The sequence below is a fragment of the Pedobacter sp. KH_004 genome, from assembly GCF_057840755.1.
On record NZ_CM174519.1, the window covers coordinates 4,228,451 to 4,246,733 of the forward strand.

Annotated in this window: 18 protein-coding genes; 11 read left to right on the top strand and 7 right to left on the bottom strand. The window is 38.1% G+C overall.

All coding sequences use genetic code 11. The features are described from left to right. Positions 1 to 1,389 carry a RagB/SusD family nutrient uptake outer membrane protein gene (locus AC3ITD_RS18190; protein ID WP_489361878.1) on the top strand — a complete coding sequence of 463 codons (1,389 nt, stop codon included), beginning with the start codon at positions 1 to 3 and terminating at the stop codon, positions 1,387 to 1,389. Between the two features lie 35 nt (positions 1,390 to 1,424). On the opposite strand, the gene AC3ITD_RS18195 is transcribed toward AC3ITD_RS18190, so the two are convergent. Together AC3ITD_RS18195 and AC3ITD_RS18200 are read right to left on the bottom strand one after the other, a co-directional pair. Further along, entirely contained in the window at positions 1,425 to 1,778 is a 354-nt protein-coding gene (locus tag AC3ITD_RS18195) for a hypothetical protein (protein WP_441900827.1), read from the bottom strand. A 621-nt stretch (positions 1,779 to 2,399) separates the two neighbouring features. Then, a complete protein-coding gene (locus AC3ITD_RS18200; protein ID WP_489361881.1) occupies positions 2,400 to 2,756 on the bottom strand; it encodes a hypothetical protein in 357 nt (118 codons plus the stop codon). 184 nt (positions 2,757 to 2,940) lie between these two features. Here AC3ITD_RS18200 and AC3ITD_RS18205 point away from each other — a divergent pair, with 184 nt between their 5' ends. Continuing rightward, entirely contained in the window at positions 2,941 to 3,780 is an 840-nt protein-coding gene (locus AC3ITD_RS18205) for a LytR/AlgR family response regulator transcription factor (protein WP_489361883.1), read from the top strand. Between the two features lie 414 nt (positions 3,781 to 4,194). Here the strand turns inward: AC3ITD_RS18205 and AC3ITD_RS18210 are convergent, their stop codons facing one another. After that, entirely contained in the window at positions 4,195 to 4,509 is a 315-nt protein-coding gene (locus AC3ITD_RS18210) for a DUF3892 domain-containing protein (RefSeq protein WP_489361885.1), read from the bottom strand. A gap of 110 nt (positions 4,510 to 4,619) precedes the next feature. On the opposite strand from AC3ITD_RS18210, the gene AC3ITD_RS18215 reads away from it, so the two are divergent. Further along, positions 4,620 to 5,171 carry a hypothetical protein gene (locus AC3ITD_RS18215; protein WP_489361887.1) on the top strand — a complete coding sequence of 184 codons (552 nt, stop codon included), beginning with the start codon at positions 4,620 to 4,622 and terminating at the stop codon, positions 5,169 to 5,171. Between the two features lie 381 nt (positions 5,172 to 5,552). After that, entirely contained in the window at positions 5,553 to 5,759 is a 207-nt protein-coding gene (locus AC3ITD_RS18220; RefSeq protein WP_489361889.1) for an SH3 domain-containing protein, read from the top strand. A gap of 193 nt (positions 5,760 to 5,952) precedes the next feature. On the opposite strand, the gene AC3ITD_RS18225 is transcribed toward AC3ITD_RS18220, so the two are convergent. From AC3ITD_RS18225 to AC3ITD_RS18240, 4 genes are all read right to left on the bottom strand, one after another. Further along, positions 5,953 to 6,927, bottom strand: coding sequence for a DUF5712 family protein (locus AC3ITD_RS18225; RefSeq protein ID WP_489361891.1), 975 nt, complete (start codon positions 6,925 to 6,927; stop codon positions 5,953 to 5,955). 2 nt (positions 6,928 to 6,929) lie between these two features. After that, complete coding sequence (locus AC3ITD_RS18230) at positions 6,930 to 7,514, bottom strand: BfmA/BtgA family mobilization protein (RefSeq protein ID WP_489361893.1); 585 nt, start codon at positions 7,512 to 7,514, stop codon at positions 6,930 to 6,932. Between the two features lie 681 nt (positions 7,515 to 8,195). Next, positions 8,196 to 8,513 carry a helix-turn-helix domain-containing protein gene (locus tag AC3ITD_RS18235; protein WP_489361895.1) on the bottom strand — a complete coding sequence of 106 codons (318 nt, stop codon included), beginning with the start codon at positions 8,511 to 8,513 and terminating at the stop codon, positions 8,196 to 8,198. Between the two features lie 147 nt (positions 8,514 to 8,660). Then, complete coding sequence (locus tag AC3ITD_RS18240) at positions 8,661 to 9,416, bottom strand: hypothetical protein (RefSeq protein WP_489361897.1); 756 nt, start codon at positions 9,414 to 9,416, stop codon at positions 8,661 to 8,663. Between the two features lie 437 nt (positions 9,417 to 9,853). On the opposite strand from AC3ITD_RS18240, the gene AC3ITD_RS18245 reads away from it, so the two are divergent. From AC3ITD_RS18245 to AC3ITD_RS18275, 7 genes are all read left to right on the top strand, one after another. Continuing rightward, on the top strand, positions 9,854 to 10,825 hold the full coding sequence (locus AC3ITD_RS18245; RefSeq protein WP_489361899.1) for a hypothetical protein: 972 nt from the start codon (positions 9,854 to 9,856) through the stop codon (positions 10,823 to 10,825). A 482-nt stretch (positions 10,826 to 11,307) separates the two neighbouring features. Continuing rightward, positions 11,308 to 13,524 (top strand): AAA family ATPase, encoded by a 2,217-nt coding sequence (locus tag AC3ITD_RS18250; RefSeq protein ID WP_489361901.1) that lies wholly within the window; start codon positions 11,308 to 11,310, stop codon positions 13,522 to 13,524. A 208-nt stretch (positions 13,525 to 13,732) separates the two neighbouring features. After that, positions 13,733 to 14,830 (top strand): FRG domain-containing protein, encoded by a 1,098-nt coding sequence (locus tag AC3ITD_RS18255; RefSeq protein ID WP_489361903.1) that lies wholly within the window; start codon positions 13,733 to 13,735, stop codon positions 14,828 to 14,830. Positions 14,831 to 14,979: 149 nt separating this feature from the next. Continuing rightward, positions 14,980 to 15,819, top strand: coding sequence for an HNH endonuclease (locus tag AC3ITD_RS18260; protein ID WP_489361905.1), 840 nt, complete (start codon positions 14,980 to 14,982; stop codon positions 15,817 to 15,819). Further along, the gene (locus AC3ITD_RS18265) at positions 15,812 to 16,345 is read left to right on the top strand and encodes an ATP-binding protein (protein ID WP_489361907.1); all 534 of its coding nucleotides are present in this window, start codon (positions 15,812 to 15,814) and stop codon (positions 16,343 to 16,345) included. The genes AC3ITD_RS18260 and AC3ITD_RS18265 overlap by 8 nt, the downstream gene beginning before the upstream one ends. Beyond that, positions 16,342 to 17,874, top strand: coding sequence for a PIN domain-containing protein (locus AC3ITD_RS18270; protein ID WP_489361909.1), 1,533 nt, complete (start codon positions 16,342 to 16,344; stop codon positions 17,872 to 17,874). Before AC3ITD_RS18265 ends, AC3ITD_RS18270 begins: the two co-directional genes overlap by 4 nt. Further along, entirely contained in the window at positions 17,871 to 18,239 is a 369-nt protein-coding gene (locus tag AC3ITD_RS18275; RefSeq protein WP_489361911.1) for an ASCH domain-containing protein, read from the top strand. Before AC3ITD_RS18270 ends, AC3ITD_RS18275 begins: the two co-directional genes overlap by 4 nt. Positions 18,240 to 18,283 lie beyond the last annotated feature (44 nt).

Here is an 18,283-nt window from a genome sequence, read left to right on the forward strand (position 1 = left end):
ATGAAGATTACAATCCCATTTATCATATTGGCACTATCTAGTTTACTCCTTTCCTGTGGGGATAAATTTTTGGACGTAAAACCTGATATCCATCAGAGGGTTCCGATATCTGTTGAAGATTTTCAGGCCGTGCTGGATAACACCGTTACGATGAATCAGTCGAGTTGCCATGCGTTGGGCATAATAGGGTCAGACGACTATTTCGTAAAGGAGGCTGCTTATCAGGCATTCCCTGTTGATTTGGAATCATTATATCAGAAGAATGCCTATCTGTGGGCAGCCAAGATTTATTCAGGAGGAGAAACGACAACCATTGACTGGAACATTGGTTTTTTGAGAATCCTTTCTACAAATTTGATTCTGGAAGGCCTGCAAAAAATCGATACGGTAAACACCGATAAGAAAAATGCGGTGGTAGGATCTGCATTATTCCATCGAGCCTTGAATTACTATAGTCTTGCACAGCTATACTGTCTAGTTTATAATGGCAAAACCGCTGAGAATGAGATGGGTCTTCCATTGCGGCTGAGCAGTGACGTGACGTTGAATGTGAAAAGATCGACCCTAAAACAAACATATGACCAGATTACCTCGGACCTTGTACAGGCCGAACGAATATTACCTGAACGACCACTAAATATTTTCAGGCCCGGTAAAGCAGCAGCATATAGTTTATTGTCCAGATTATACCTTCAGAAGGGCGATTATGAAAAGGTGATCGAGTATACAACCAAGGCGTTAACAATTAACAGATCACTTAACGATTTTAATAAGCTTGTGAACACCCCAAATTACAGCTTTCAGGCCAATGGCATCGGTAATTCGGAAGTGATTTTCATGAACAGTATGGCAAATCTTTTTATTACGAACGCCAGCTATTTCAACGCAAACGAATCCCTCCTAAGCAGTTACGAACCGGGAGATCTCCGCAAACAAGTTTATTTTAAGTCAAATACTAACGGGCAGCAGCTGTTTATGGGTAGCTACACAGGAAATAACCTCCATTTCACCGGATTTGCGACCGACGAAATTTATCTGGCACGTGCGGAAGGATATGCAAGAACTGGCCGGTTGACAGAGGCGTTAAGTGATATAAATTACCTTCGGCAGAACAGATATACAAAGACCGCATTAACCGACCTTTCAAGTTCTGACAAAGATCAGCTACTTGACTGGATTATAAACGAAAGGCGAAAAGAAATGGTTATGAGGGGCACTAGATGGGAAGATCTGAGAAGGCTGAATAAAGAGCCCAGATATGCTACCACACTCCAACGGAAAATAGGGTCAGTTGATTATTATCTCCACCCCAACAGCAATAGGTATGCCTGGCCAATTCCTGTCGACGCAGTTGAGAGAGGGGGATATGAGCAGAATATAAGGGATTAAACAGCCCGGTCTGCGGGCTGCTTAATTTAAAAATGTTAATCACGGAATGTATATTCAGGTGTTTCGCCGCTACCTGTATAACTAGCTCCGTCGTTCAGAACGTCCTGAACTGTTTTACCAGAGTAGTTATAGCCAGGAGGAAGTGCAGTAACATCTAACTGAACTTCACATATATCTGAGCCGGTCTCACAATTTGGATCGGCATGTCCGGTATCCTGAATTGCCTGGTTAGCTGGATTGGTCTGTGGCGCAGATGAGATATTAACACTAAACCACAGGTTTGCTCTTTTTGCTAAGCTTTCTTTTTCTCCAGCCATTATATGATTAATGCCGAAGAAAATTCCGATTAAAGTGACCAATGAGAAGGCCACTGTTTTTAGTTTTGCCATATGGCTGTTGCATTTAAGTAGGGTAAATGCTTACCTTTAAGTGAATTTTAAACTTTGCTGGCCCTTGTGGCGGGCATTCCGAAAAAGGACTGTTCAGCTTTGGACAGCCTTTTTCCTTTTATCAGGCCTCACGGCCTCGCCGGGAAGAGCGCATATTTTCGAACATGTGGGAAATAAATAACTATTCTCTTTTGGGCGTGGGATGTATTGGGCTTACTTAATGCAGGTGAACCTAATTTCGCTTCTACATCAGCTAGACGTTTCTTAATCATTTTAAGGATTAGAGTTACAAGCACAGAAAGGCCGGTTCGGAAAATTATTTCCGATATCCGTTTAAGCCATATAGCTACCCTTAAAGTTTTCATAATTCCTGTCTTTACCTAACATTTACCATTTTGCAACAACCTGGTTGTTGCATGCCCATTCTAAAAATATACGCGCTTATCGCTGCGCCTGCGTCCCCTGTATAAAGTCCGGTCAAAACTTACGAGCACCTGCCGGTTTCCGCAACAATAATCTAATCAACTTCTGGGCAGATTATCTTAGCGCTTTATACTTGACGCCCGGAAAGGGCGGCTGAAAACAGGTGCTACCCACCATATTTCAATATTTTTTCCCAAATCAATCGGGCCTATTTTCTTTTTTGGGATGTCGTCTTTTCTCTTGCTCAAGCTTTTTGAGGAGCTCTTCCCTCTTAGCGGCACAAATAATGACACTTTCACGCTCGCGTTGGTAGTGCATGACCTGTTTATTACCTTCACGAGCCAGTGTTTCCAGTCGCAGGTCTGTTATCTGATCCTCGCATGTGCAATTTTTCTGAGGAAATAGTGCTGCCAGTCCAACGCCAATTACAACTGCGATAATGCCAAAAAGGCTTTGATAAACTTCTCCGCGTTCCGGCTTTTTAAATCTCATCCAAAGAAATTTATATTCTTTTTTTTCAGGGCCTGACGGCTGTTCATTGAAATCATTGTTCATTGCCTATCGGATTACTTGAATAAATTTAGGCCTATCCTTTCAGAAAAATAGAGACAAAAAGAACGTTTTTCCGTCAACTGTACCAATTTCGGAAGTGAACTGCCCCTCACTTTGATGAATTGCCCCCAATGACTGGCCAATAAAAAGGTCTTTTTGTACTTTTATGAAACTAATAAGGCAGTTTATGCATAGCAAGAAATCAGATGGCAAAAATCTTCCAGATTATTTCAGCTTTGGCTGGATGATGCTGATCTCGCTATGCATAACGCTTTGTTTAAACTGGCCAACAATGAACTCACGGTTTTGGCATACCTTCACCCAAGATTGGTATCACATTGCATGTGCAAATACATTTGCAACCGTTTTCATCATGATAACCTTTACCAATATTTTCACAAGTTATCTGGATTCAAAGTGGCTCTGGGAGAAAGATTTATGGAAAAGGCTTGTTTTTCAGATTTTATTAGGATTTATGGCACCTATACTGATCTGTTATTTTTTCAGTTGGGTTTCTTTTTATTTCCTCAACGTCAATATCAGTTCAACAAGGTATATCCGGAATATGTCCAGCTTACTTGTGCTCATTTGTATCATGATCAATCTCCTGCATATGGTCTATTATTATATCTATAGATCTTCGGAATGGCTAAGTAATACGGCTGGAAAACCAAAACCAGCGCCCGTTTTGTATCTATTTATCCCTGATGGGAAGGGAGAGAAGAAAATTGCAACCGCAGCTATTGCTTACATATTTGTAGAAAACGGGACAACCTATATCCAGCATCATAATAGTGATCTTGATGTGTGTTTTATAGCTTTAGACAGTCTCTATAAAAAACTAGACGAAGCATCTTTTTTTAAAGCAACAAGAAGTTATATTGTCTCTTCTGCGGCAGTAGATAGTTATGTAAAGATTCCACACAAAGGTCTTAAAGTAAGACTACGACCAGAAACCCCAGAACCTATAAACGTCAGCCGTTCAAAAGCCCCTCGATTTATAGACTGGTTAAAAAAAGACCCTTAGTAAAGTTTCTAAAACACATTGTCTAGGTAAATCTGTTGCGTAAAATGACCAACACCTTTTAACCGGACTAGCTGTACCAATCAAGTTTAGCTGGATTACCAACCACAGGGGATAAGGTTTTCGGTAGATGCAAAAAGCAAACGAAGGGAAGGCCCAGGGGGTAGGGTTTGCAGGCCGCAATTGTGCGGGGGGCCATCCAAACGACCCTTATTGATTCAGCTTCCCGGACATTTTTGCTATACCCTATCACCGCTGCAAGCCCTGGCCCTGCTTTCTTGACTTTTTACGTCTTCGCTTTTCAGCCTCCTCGACTGTGATCAATTGAGAAAACTCATACAATAATAGAGGTGGAATTTAAGCAGATGTAGTCGAAAATAAACCCCTTCTACTATAAATTTTAGGACAATAAACCAACTAAGGAGCTATCCAATCAAAGTCAATCAAATGACCCAGATTATCTGTTACTTTTTTATCTAGATTGGAACGAAGATATTTTCCATTAACACCATTTACAACGGTAACTGTTTCACCATCATCCCATCCACCTCTTAAATAATTCCATACCCAAGTAAAAGCACTGTTTCCAGCTATCTCTAAAAGGGCTATTGCTTGGGCTTTGGTTTTTTTGACTGCTCGTCCCGTTGAGTTTTCACTCACAGTGTGAAATGCATAGGCCACAATTGTGTCATTTGAATCTTTCCAGACACCAGAAATTCTATACTTTGCCATAATTTTTTTTTGGAAAATTAAAAAATGGATTCATCACAACTTTACGGAAACCCGTAATGATGTCTTTTTTGTTTCTCATACCTTGGCTCCTATTAATTCAAATCAAAAATATGAGCACAATTTTTAAAAAATCAGTAATGTCTACCGCACTAGTTATTTTAGCGGTGATGATGCACAGCTCCTGTAAGAAAGCAGCGCAGGAAACTGTAAAGGAGCAGGAGCAAGTTCCGGTAGTTTTTTCTTATGAGGTGACCTGTGATTACTGTAACATTTCCTACATCGATGCAACCAATCAGACCAAAACGGTAACGAGCAACATAGGCAAATGGACTTATAAAATTGAGAAAAAGGTTTCCTTTGATCTGAAGTTAAGCGTTTCATCAATCATTTCAAGTTATCAGACCATCCAGGCTTATATCTTGAAAGACGAAGAGGCGGTATACGGAAATCTCGGTTATAACCGTGCGGATCTTTCCTATAACACCGTTTCTGGAAATGGTACCTCAAGTTTTGGCAGTTATGTTTCCACCACCCCAACCGGCGGGAACAGCTCAGGTGGAACCACCTCTCCAACCTCTTCAGTTTGCGGGGCAAAAAACAAGACCGGAGGCTATTGCAAACGGATGGTTGTCGGAGGTGGCAGATGCTGGCAGCATAAATAGACTGCCCAGACATATCTTCAATTACATTTACTTGAGCACCGTTTATATCGTTATATTAAAACAAAAATCATGAAAGCATTTATTTTGTCAATAGCACTGATGTGCTGTTATTTTCTTTGCAATTGCCAAAAAATATCTTCACTTGGCACAGTCAATGAAAGCAAGTTAGGAAGATGCACCGGTTCAGCTTATTGTTCGGCGTGTAAAAACTGTTCCCGTTGTGCCCACTGCGGGAGTGGAGGTACCTGTGGGATATGCTCACCTGTTGAATCGCAAACCCCGGTATACTCCAGCCCCCGCAAAAAAGTATCTAGCTACAGGCCGAGATCATCTGCATCTGGTCAGCAGAAAAAGCAATCCTTCAGTGCCGAAAAGAGCAATATGAAAAGTTACGTTTCAGAATCTTTATCAGCGGTAAAGCTCAAAGAAATCAGTCTTCGCTCAGGGCCAGGATTATCCTATCCTGTTATAGAAACGCTTAAGCGCAACCAAAAAGTGAAACGGCTTGCAAAAAAGGGAGAGTGGGTAAAGGTGAAAGTCCTGTCCTCTGGAACTACAGGTTATTGTAATCTGGCAGGAATAAACTAATATCCTGTACGAATAAGCTCTAAGAATGATCAGGTGGGGAATAAATTCATTTGACTAACCCCCACTATTTTTTCCTGTACAAGCTAAAGCGAAACATGCTGGGATAGTGCCACTGGGGTTTCGCAGGCCGCAAGGCGCGAGGGGATTTCCCTTTCATACCTTTTGATTTTTTATAAAACTATAGTCCTTCCTGTCAACGCTGCATACCCTGCTGTTGTTGCCTTGCTTTTCTCCTTCTTCGCTTTTCTGCTTCTTCAATAGTATCAGACGCGATATCCGGAATATGTACTGGCTCCATCAAAACTTCCAAAAATTCGCCTACGGTTTTACCGGTAGATTCGAGCATGTTGCCAACAGAAGAAAAAATTCCCTCAGCGACACCTAAAGCAAGTTGATTAACCACAGACCCACTCTGGTAATTTTTCAAAGACGCCTCTTGCAGAACATCCAGTTGCTCCCGCTGCTGCAAAGTGCCATTCTTTAATATATTGGCATAGGCCAGAGTATCTCTCAAGTTACGCTCAAAACCAAACTGCTCATCAAACAAACGTTCCCCACACTGCTTAAAGGCCACCCTGTCAAACTGACCCATTTTTTTGGAGTGCTCCGCATTTCTGCCTTTTGAACTGTTCATGGGACTGAGCTTTATTTTATTCGTGATGTCCCTGCGGCTGACAATCACCTGTATATGCAGTTGGTTTCCGCTCTTTTTCTCCCCGCGCTTCCGGCTACCATCTTTAACCGCTGCATCCTTATGGCTATAATACCGGTTGTACTCAACTTTCCCAAACCAGAGCAAATCCTTATTACCGGCAATCCCAGCTCGTTTAAAGTTCCTGGCATATTCATCCATTACTTTCTCTGTATATGCTTTCAGCAGATTTTTCATATCAGCATCCCCAACCGATTTCCTCAAATGTTCCAGTTCTTTCTGGCTTGGACTGATGTTGATCAGGAAAAACTTCGCCTCATTTCTCCCCAGCTTTGCATTGTTTCCATCCAGTGTCCTGCGTACTTCATAGGCCTCCACATCCTGCCGATTCCCATTGAACCATAGTTCCGGCTGCTTCAAGTCCTCGGTCCGGTTCTCCTTTTCCAAATAATTTACCAGACCACCACTGCTGCCCTTGTTACTGGCCTCTTTATTATCGGTAATATTGATGTACATGGTTATAAAAGGTCAATCTGGTTTCTGGTAATCCTGATGAGGTCCTCCTTCTCCTTGGCCGGGGTCATCATACCAAAAGCATCCCTGCTTTTAATGTAAGTGCCGAGTATGTAGTGAAACTGTTTTTTAAGATGCTCCCCTGTAGATAGCATCACCAAAATGCTTTTGAGTATCTCATCGGTATTCAAAAGTTTGCTGCTGTAATTCTTTCCAGCCGATAAAAGTTCATTTTGTCCACTCGCCAGGGTACCGCTTTTTTTCTCTAGCTGCTTTAAAAGGTTATTGATATCCCGCTGGTTACCCGTTATCCTGTCCACCTCCCTTTTGATTGGAATCAGGAGGTCATTTTCCTGGGCCCTGATAAAACCGATGTAATCCTTGTGCTGCTTAAGCAGCGTATTCTTTAACAGCTCATCATTGATATCAAGCGGATCTTTCTTACTGCGAAAGAAGTAATCCACCATCTGCGCAAATACCAGCCGGTTCGGACGGCCAAGCTTCTGCGCTATCTTATCCATTTTAAGCGCAGTCTGCGTATTATATTTTATATTTCTTAAAGTTTCCATTTTAACTTCTTCGTTGTTCATTAATTAACTTGTGATATACATTACGGTATATATTGTCTCATAGATATACAGCTATATGGATATGCATATATTTAAATATCCTGAACCCTGCCCAGGGTTCCTTTTTCTTTAATCCTGCTGCCCTCAGCGGGCAAGAGAACCCCTGGAGGGTTCTCCAAACAGCCTTTACGCTAGCGTAAAGCTAAGATGGTGAGGCTCTGCCCAACCACCGCTTGCTCCTTTTTTTTGAAATAAAAAAAGGACCTTTTGCATACCGCCTTAACCCCTCAATTTTTTTAGCGGGAGACCGATCCCAACAGTCTCCCATAAGAAATATTCAAAAAAGCTAACTTAAAATGCTAAGCTCTAATCCTACATCCAAAAACCCAAACTCATCCTTAAGATGCTTTGCAACTCAACACACCCTCGTCTTCCAGGTTCCAGGATATCCGGCTTCCAAGAAAAGGATTATAGGAAGGGCTATAAAAGATGTACCCAAAAACCTGAAGTTCAGTGATGCATTTGTGATAGGTTGAGGTCGAGTAGATCTTGGATGAACGCATGAGCCTGCTCCGGCTGACCTGAAAAGGGTGAGTCAATCCAGAATTTTCCGAAGCAAAAATCAGCGAAGCCAGTAGGCTAACATGAAATGCCGAAAGCCTTTGATCCGCCTGAATCCGACATTTGAGATAATCAAGGTTTCTATTTATCCTCCCCATGTGACTCCCCCCGAAATAATCTTTTAACAACCGCATTTTCAGGCGTACCATTACCCAGTATACGCCTGATATCCTCTAACCTAAAATATACAATTCGGCCAATCTTAGTAAAGGGCAGTTTGCCGCTTACCCGCAAGTGCAGCAGAGTGCCTGCAGAAATTTTCATCAGTTTCCTGACCTCAGAACTTTTGAGGTATTCATCAGGCGCAGCCGTCTGGAGCGGAGCAATTTTTTTGATCTCTTCGATCAGATCGCTTTTTAGTTCAAGCAGATCACTTTTGGTTACCAGGTCTAAATTCATGTTTCTTAAAATTTAATGATCAATTCGCTCCGTATAGCTACAGACAAAATCCTATCTATACGGAGATTTCACATCAAAAGTGAACACAGAAACAGGTAATCAGATGCCCAATGGAGGTGTTTGGGCATAGCTGCGCTTTAAACTACGCTACTGTTCGTTAACAGACTTAACCGGAACAATATCAAAAGCCCTATCCTTGTCGGAAATAAAGATATATTTAGAGGAGTCTTCAGAAGAAAAATAATTCTGGGCAGTTGCCAGCGGTATTGGCTTATCTCCATGCACAAAATTTTTGGCAATCATTTTATACCAAGGGCTATGACCCTGAGTGGTCAACAGCCTTTTCCCATTTGGGAGCACCAGTTTTTGGAACTGGCGCATGAGATCCATAAATGCAGCTACATTTCCACTATTAATCACAATTTTTTCACTTGCCTCATACCTCAGGATTTCATCGAGCCGGTCCTGCAAGTCTGCCAGCTTACTTTTAATCTGCGCAATTTCTGCGTCCTTTTGACTCAGCATATTTTCCATCGACGTATTAACATTCCACTCATCAATTCTATTTAAGAATTCCTGGAAGGCTTCTAGTTTATCAAGGTTGGCCGAATGAATCTCATATACATTTTTGAACGGATCCTTAACTGAATAAAAAGCAATTTTCCTTTTGATGGCTCGGTTTACCTTACGAAAGAAGGCTTCTTGTCCATCTGGATTTTTCAGCAGATAATAATTCAGGTGAAAATTGTAAAATGCGCTATACTCAACCTGAGGTAAACTATAGAGTTTCAGCGCAAAAAAATTATCTTCTAATCTTCTGTTAGAGAACAATGGGTTACCGATCTCATATGGGTGTGGAGAAAAGTCAAATCTTCCCCGGAATTTAAAAAAACGTTCTGTCATGATAAATTATGGAGTGGGGTTCCCTTTCAGTAACCAGATAGGGAACTGTTAAAAATTGATAGTAATATACAACTATTCAGGTCTGTAGGCAACTTCCGAATATCGCCATTTCTGATTTCGCTTTGAGCAATGCGACCTTAGAGCGGATTGCACATATTATTCTAAAATATTTTCAATGAGATCTATATCTTCATTTAACTATTCTTTTTCTACTAAAATTTCCTTAGCACCGCCGAGACTTTTGCTTCTTAACGACGTTCACAGTAATAAATAATTATGTGGTTCCCTAAAAGATAAGTATTCAGATTTAACGAAAGGCATCCTCGCAATTGTTTTGGGCTAGGGCGTTAAGAATTGTGCTAGAGGGTAAATAGGTGATTACTTGTGAGATTATTGTACAGTTATGATTTACCTTTATGGAATAATTATGCTCTGTAATGGCTGAAGATAAAATTGAAATCCTAGGGTACTCTCTATCTCAAGATGTTTATGTCACACTGTTAGTGACGCTTGTTGTTTTTTTTATTGGTTTGGGGCTAAACACTTATTTGTCATATTCAAAACGCAGAAATCAGAGATTACTTGCTAGACTTAATCACAAGCTATTTATTAAAGAAACTAATAAACAAGCAATAGATTACAGCAATTATAAAAAACAACTGAATATTGATCATATTGGTAATTTTACTTTCCAGTTTAGGTTGATTAGGTCAATTTCAGTATTCAAAGAATTTGGATATGAAAATACATTTAATGCATATTTTAGTGGTATAGAGCATATTTTCATAATTCAAAGACAAAAGAAAATCAAGGCGTTCGATGCATTGTGGAGACATATTGAATTTGTGGTTAAAACACATGAAAAATCCATTGCTGATTCAGAAAACCTAGTATTCAGAAATGCTGAGTTAAACGATCTTAGAAGTAATAGCATAGGTCAAGCACAAAAATTTATAGAACAATTTTTGTTAGATTTTGATGCCCAAATTGATATAGAGGAGAATCATCCGTTTCACACATTTTACTTTAATAGGAAAAATATCATCACGAAATTAAGAGGTATAAAAAACTATACTAGTCCTAGACCTATCTATGAATATTTCCATGAGTTGTTAGAACTGAATAGAAATAACCCTCTTTTGATGAAAGATTATGACAAGGATATTCGTTCGGTTGATTTTAATTCAATTGTGCTAGAAAGTGAGATAAGATATATAAACATGAAAACCCACTTGGAATCCTGGGCAGAATCATATGATTACCTTTCAGTTGAATACCATAAATTGGCTTTTGCTTTGGTCGCTTCATACAGAATATTAAATAGTAATTTTTTTTGGTTGTCCATTAAGAAGAAGATAGTATGGTTATTGAAAGGAATTAAATATGTCTTTTTACCAATTTTATTTTAATAATTCTTCTATAATCATAAAATATGTTTGCTTCTTTTTCATTTATTGTTAGGATTAATGAAATGAAATTATCGGAATCAGGACAGGCTAATGTCTCGATTAATGGCATTCCTTTAAAGTCCATTACTAATAGCTTCTCTTCCGTAAATCAGTCAAATTTTGATTTATATCGCCTCACTGGAGCAAATCTCAGTGAAACGGGGAAGAAACAATTCACCAGTTAATACGGGAAACCGTAATTATATTCATCTATAACCATTTAGCTTTGTTATTAGTTATAGGGAGAATATTTTTAGAACCAAGTAAACTAGGCTCTGAACAAAAAAAAATCAAGCTTTCACTTAAGTCTTCGTGAAGAATTGCTAGGTTTTTTGTGGCGATGTAAAGGATAAAATTACCTGCTCATAGTAAAAACAATTTATATACATTTAAAATGGGTTAAGTAAGCTGTTCATCCTAACCAAACTAAATTTATCTCAAAAATGATTAACGCTATTCAATTAAAAAAGATCGCCACTTATGATGCAACAGGTGTCGAAATTAAAGGGCTTAAAAAAATCAATTTTTTTTATGGTTCTAACGGCAGTGGAAAAACCACTGTAACCAAATATCTTTTTGATCCGAATGCTGCGGCTTATGCGAATTGTAGAATTACCTGGGCAAGTGGTCAGCCTGTTAAATTGTTAGTCTATAATAAGGATTTTAGAGATCGAAATTTCTCAAGCGGCAGTATTGATGGTGTCTTTACTTTAGGTGAGGCAACCAAAGAAGAAGCAGAGAAAATCGAAGAATTGAAAAATAAACGCAGGCTTATTAAGGAAGAAGGGACTGCAAAGAAAGAGACTTCGAAGAAGATGGAGGAAACAATTCAAGTTATGGATGCCCAATTTAGAGATGAGTTGTGGGCACAAGTTTATAAGAAGTACGAAGATGATTTCAAAGAGGGGTTCAGGGGGTATATAAATAATAAAGAATCCTTTAAGACCAAATTTATTGAAGAATTTGGCAACAACAAAAGTAAGTTACATAGCTTAGAAAAATTGAAGAGCTTTGCCAAAACGATTTTTGGAAAGAAGCCTTTGGTTTTGAATGAGTTTAGATCTCTTGAAACTGACCTGTTAAAAGAGATTGAAAGTAATGAGCTTTGGATTAAAAAGATAATTGGGAAGATTGATGTGGACATTGCTACGCTGATCCAAAAGTTGAACATAAATGATTGGGTGAATCAGGGGCGTAATTTTTTAGGGGATAATGAAACCTGTCCGTTTTGTCAGCAAAATACGATTACCGCAGATTTTCGTGAGCAGCTGGAAGATTATTTTGATAAATCATTTGTTGCTAATACGGGTGCTGTCAAGCAACTTGCTGAGGATTATAATGCTTTCTCCTTAAATCTTTTAAATATGCTCCATGGAATTGATGAAAGCGAAGAAGAGAATGAGAATTCAAAACTGGAAATTGAATTATTTTCTGCTTATCTAAAGACTCTGGAAACTATAATTCAGCAAAACAATAGTTTAATTTCTGAAAAATTGAAAGAACCGAGTCGGTCTCTTAAGCTTAAATCAACCGCAGAGCAAATAAAAAGTATTGCTGAGTTATTTGAAAATGCCAACAAGGCCATATTTCAGCATAATAGTATCGCTAACAATTACGAAAAATCAAAGACAGAACTTGTGGGCTGCCTATGGAAGTTTGTAATTGAAGAATATTCTCTACCAACCCAGAATTACATAAAGAAGAGAGACGATGCACAGAAAGGTTTGGACGGCCTACAACTAAAGATAGATAAACTTGCGATAGATTGGAAAGCCTTAAATAAAGATATAATTGAAAGGAGTAAAAATCTGACGAGTGTTCAGCCTTCTGTTGATCAGATAAATCTTACACTGAAGTCTTATGGTTTTAACAATTTTAAAATAGTTCCTTTAGCCGGAGATGACAGTAAATACCAGATACAAAGAGAAGATGGTGAACTTGCTGAGAATACTTTGAGTGAGGGAGAGATAACTTTTATAACCTTTTTGTATTTCCTTCAGTTGACCAAAGGAAGTGTAAGCCAGGATAACATTTCTGAAGATAGAATATTAGTTGTTGATGATCCAATTTCCAGTCTAGACAGTAATATCTTATTTATCATTAGTTCTTTAATAAGAAGTGTTATTCAGGATATCAAAGCCGAAAAAGGTAATATAAAGCAATTGATTCTTTTTACACACAACGTTTATTTCCATAAAGAAGTTTCCTTTATTAGTAGTTCGCAAAAGGAATGTAATCAGACAAACTATTGGATATTAAGAAAGCATGACAAGCATACAAGCCTCCAATGTTTTGATATGAAGAACCCTATCAAAAGTTCTTATGAGCTGTTATGGAAGGAAATAAGAAATCGTACAGAATGTTCAACTATTTCAATCCAGAATACGATGAGAAGGATTTTGGAAAATTACTTCAAGATTCTTGGGGGTATGTCTGAAATCAATCTGGTTGATAAATTTAGTATTGGAGAACAACGGGAAATATGCAAGTCGTTAATGTTGTGGATCAATGATGGTTCGCACTCTTTACCAGACGATCTTTTTATTGAGAAGCAGGATGACGTCGTAGAGAAATATTACAATGTCTTTAAGGACATATTTGTCCATACTAAACATGACCAGCATTTTAGCATGATGATGGGAGAAGAGATCGCAATCTAATGGTCATTATTTTATTTCAACCTGTAACTTAATTAGTTAAAGTCTCGGAAAGGTTGTGTATTAATTTAACAAAAGGACAAGTCACTCCAGTATTTAATTTAAGCTGAGGCACTTAAGCAATAACTCGTTGGGTAATATATTTACAGTGTATTAATTCGATTATCAAAAGATTTATGATATTTTAAAAATAATAATTTTAAATAAAAATATGAGAGGTATAACACCTGAGTTGACGTCAGAATTAAATGAACATTTTAAAGATCCTAATAAGGTTGCATCTGGAGAAGCTTTTAGAGTTTCAACTTTTCGGGAATTAATGGAGTATACGGCGAAACTTTCTTATTTAAATAAAGATCACTTACTTTTCTATCGCGGACAACGTAATGATTATAGAAATCGAGCCGGCAATTCAACATTCTATCCTACTATTTATCGTGGTGATTATCTGAAGTTATCTGAACTCAGAAATAAATTTGACATCCTTGATGGTGCAGGTAAAGCACTGGTTGAACTATTTGAAACAGAAAAAATCGACGGATATAAAGATGTAAAAAAGCGTGAGTACATACAATGGAGTATCTTGCAACACTATGAAGTTTGCGACACGCCACTTATTGATTTCACGCATTCGCTAAGAGTTGCGTGCTCTTTTGCTCTCATGGATAATGATAGTGGCGAGGCTTATGTTTACATTTTTGGAATGCCTTATTTTACAAATAGGATCAGTATAAATTCAGAGCATGATATTGTTAACATTAGACTCCTAAGTATTTGTCCACCAGGAGCATTAAGACCTTATTTTCAAGAAGGCTATTTAATTGGTACAGATGGAATAAAAACTAATTATGAATCTAAGACAGAGCTCGACTTTAACAATCGACTAATAGCCAAATTTAAAATTCCAACAGATTCTAATTTTTGGGGAGAGGGTTTTCACAAAATACCTGAAGGGTCTTTATACCCTGATAATGATCCTATCAAAACACTGTGTGATGAAATCCGAGTAATTGCAAGGCAGGAATTAAAATCTGGTGATATGGGAGAATTTTTAAAACGCTGGGCCGACATAGAGGAGTGGCTTTTGACGCATGCAAATAAACTGACATTAAAACATCCAAGTATCTTAGAAGCTGTAAGGATCTTACATAAAAATGGAGTCATTAATGACAATCATCTTTATCCAATAAATTATCTGAGAACTTTTAGAAATAGGTTGGTTCACGAACCAAAAATTATTGAGCCTAAAGATGTAATTGAGAATATTGAACGAGCTGAGGATGTTCTCGGCATTTTAAAAATGATCTAAAATTATGGTCACATAATAATTACTACAACTTCAGATGTTAAATAACCGAAGTGGAAACATTCCCGCAATGACCTTCTAGTAATCACCTCATTCCTTTGTTTAGTGAGCTAAGTAGGCTATATTAGAAAATTAAACCAATTACTCTCTCAATGAAATGCCTATTTTGTAAAGAACCATCTGACCGATCCACAAGTCAGGAGCATATCGTTCCAGAATCACTGGGAAATAAAAGCCATGTACTGGTTAAAGGGGTCGTCTGCGATAAGTGTAATAATTACATCGCCACAAAAATCGAAAAAACAGCACTTGAGACACCTTTTTTCAAAGATCTTCGGTTTAGAAACAATATCGAATCTAAGAAAGGGAAAATTCCGTCCGGAACAGCCCTTTTCCCAAAAACGAAGCATCGTGGTGAAATTTCTTTCGACATGAAATCTCGACAGATAAACGTGCAGCTAGATGAGAAGACATTTAATTTAGTAAATGAAGGCGTAATAAAGCAAGTATATATCCCATATAACCTTGAAATCCCGACAAACAATCAGGCAGTTTCAAGAATGCTGGCAAAAATCGCCCTGGAGTTTACGGTATTAAACTTTGCAAAAACAAAGGAGGAATTAGCCTTACTTGTAGATGAGGAGCAGCTGGATCCGATCAGAAACTATGTCAGGTTTAATCCGAAAAATGAAACTTGGGTTTATCACACGCGAAAAATCTATGATGAACATGAAAATTTCTTTTTAGCTGACGGTAAGTCTGTGGATATGGTTTTCGAATGTGATTTTTTAATGACTGAAAATATAGAGGTTTATTTCATTATCGCATTTAAGGGGGTTGAGTTCGTCATAAACATGGCGGGATCATCAGTCGACGGATACTTGGATTGGCTAAAGCAACATAATAATGTTAGTCCTTTATATCGTAAGGGAAGACATTTCGGCTATAAGCTTACACCAGAATTCTTAATAAAAGATAAATCGCATGAGTAATATAACATTTATAGGTGGTATCCATGGCGTTGGAAAAAGCACCGTATGTGACCAAATATGCCTTGACAAGACAATTGAATACCTGTCCGCGAGCAGCTTGATCAAATGGGCGGAAATCAACACAGATCCAAAAAACAAAAACGTAAAGGATATCGAGGATACCCAGCAACGACTTTTAAGAGGCCTTAACGAGACTGTCCAAATGAATAGAAAATATCTTCTAGATGGTCATTTTTGCTTATTTAATAAAGATGCAGAAGTATCAAAAATCCCTATCTCTATATTCAAGAACATCCGCCCGGCCCTGCTTTGTCTCGTTACGGGAGATGTAGCCGAAATAAAGAAAAACATTGAACTGCGTGATAACAGAGAATACGATCTGAACTTGCTTACACAAATGCAAGATGAAGAGATTAGGCATGCAGGCTTTGTCGCTTCAGACCTCGGCATAGAGCTTGTAGTCGGAACAAGAGAGAATTTCAGTTTTATACAAAAATCGATTAACGCCATATTTAACCTTAGATGAGAGTTCTATTAGATACCAATATTATTATCCACCGAGAAGCCGCCAAAGTATACAACAACGATATAGGCATCCTTTTTAATTGGCTGGATAGGATCAATGCTTCTAAGTGCATCCATCCCTTGACTATTGAAGAACTGAACAGATACAAAGATGCCGAAACCGTAAAAACAATTAACATAAAGGTTGCGAATTATCACCAACTCAAAACATTAGCTCCATTTGGTGATGATATTAGAAAAATCTGTGAGGCAATTGATGTTAACGACAACGACATCAATGATTCCCAGATTCTTAACGAGGCATATCATGGAAGGGTTGATTGCCTAATCTCAGAAGATAAAAAAATACACAAAAAAGCTCTTCTTCTTGGAATAAGCGATAAAGTATTCACCATAAATTCCTTTTTAGAAAAAGTAACTGCAGAACATCCCGGCCTAATAGATTATAAGGTACTAGCGGTGAAGAAACTTTATTTTGGTGAAATAGATGTCAGAGATCCTTTTTTTGACAGTTTCAGGAACGACTATAATGGTTTTGACAAATGGTTCAATAAAAAATCAGATGAAATTGCCTACGTATGTTACCAAGATGATATTTTGAGTGCTTTTCTGTTCCTAAAAACCGAAAATGAAGGGGAGAATTATTCTGATATAAATCCTATGCTTCAAAAGAAGAAAAGGTTAAAAATCGGCACCTTCAAAGTGACCAGCAATGGATTTAAATTAGGAGAAAGATTTTTGAAGATTGTTTTTGACAACGCACTAGCTCAAAAAGTCAATGAGATATATGTAACCATTTTTGATAAAAGGGAAGAGCAGCTTAGGCTGATCAACCTAATGGAAGAATGGGGATTTAAATTTCATGGCATCAAGAATACAGAAAACGGAGATGAGAATGTATATGTAAGGCCGTTTGAAAAATCTGCCCCAGCAGATAGAAACAGTCCAAAATTAACATTTCCATTTCTTTCAAAAGAAAGCAATATTTTTATTGTTCCCATATATCCAGCCTACCATACAGAACTATTTCCAGATTCTATCCTCAAGACTGAATCCCCTAAGGATTTTATAGAAAGTGAACCATATAGAAATGCTTTGAGTAAGGTTTACATATCACGTTCCCATGAACGGAATCTAAACTCTGGGGATCTGATAGTTTTCTACCGTACTGGCATCGCTGGAAATGCTATTCATACCGGTGTAGCCACAACGATAGGAATTGTCGAATCGGTTATCACAAATATTCCGGATGAAGCGACTTTTCTCTCGCTGTGCAGAAAAAGAAGTGTATTCACTGACAAAGAGTTAAGGGAACACTGGAATTTTAATCCATTTGGGAAGCCTAACCATTTAATTCAACGACCTTTTATCGTTAACTTTATATATGCTTATTCGTATCCGAAACGGCCAAATTTGCTTTGGCTGAATCAAAATGGCATCATTCCTGATATAAAAGACATGCCCAGGGGATTTCGGGCAATTAAGAGAGAAGATTTCATTAACATTGCAAAATATTCCTTTAGAAAATGAGAGTACTACTATCCATAAAACCAGAATATGCCTTTAAGATATTTGACGGCTCTAAAAAATTTGAATTTCGCAAAGTCATTTTCAAGAAGCCCAACATCAAAACGGTAGTAGTCTATGCCTCATCTCCAGTGCAACAAGTTATCGGGGAATTTGAGATCGAGGATATTCTGAGCTTTGATCCGGACAGTATCTGGAGTCTGACAAAAAAATACTCTGGCATCAGCAAGGCTTTTTTCGACGAGTATTTTGCAGATAGAGAGATTGCTCATGCTATTAAAATCAAAAGTACGACCAGGTATACTACTCCATTAAACATTCGAGATGACTTTAACGCAGTCCCCCCGCAATCCTACATGTATCTATAGAATTTATCCATCAGAGATAACATACATAAATGTAAATGCCTGCT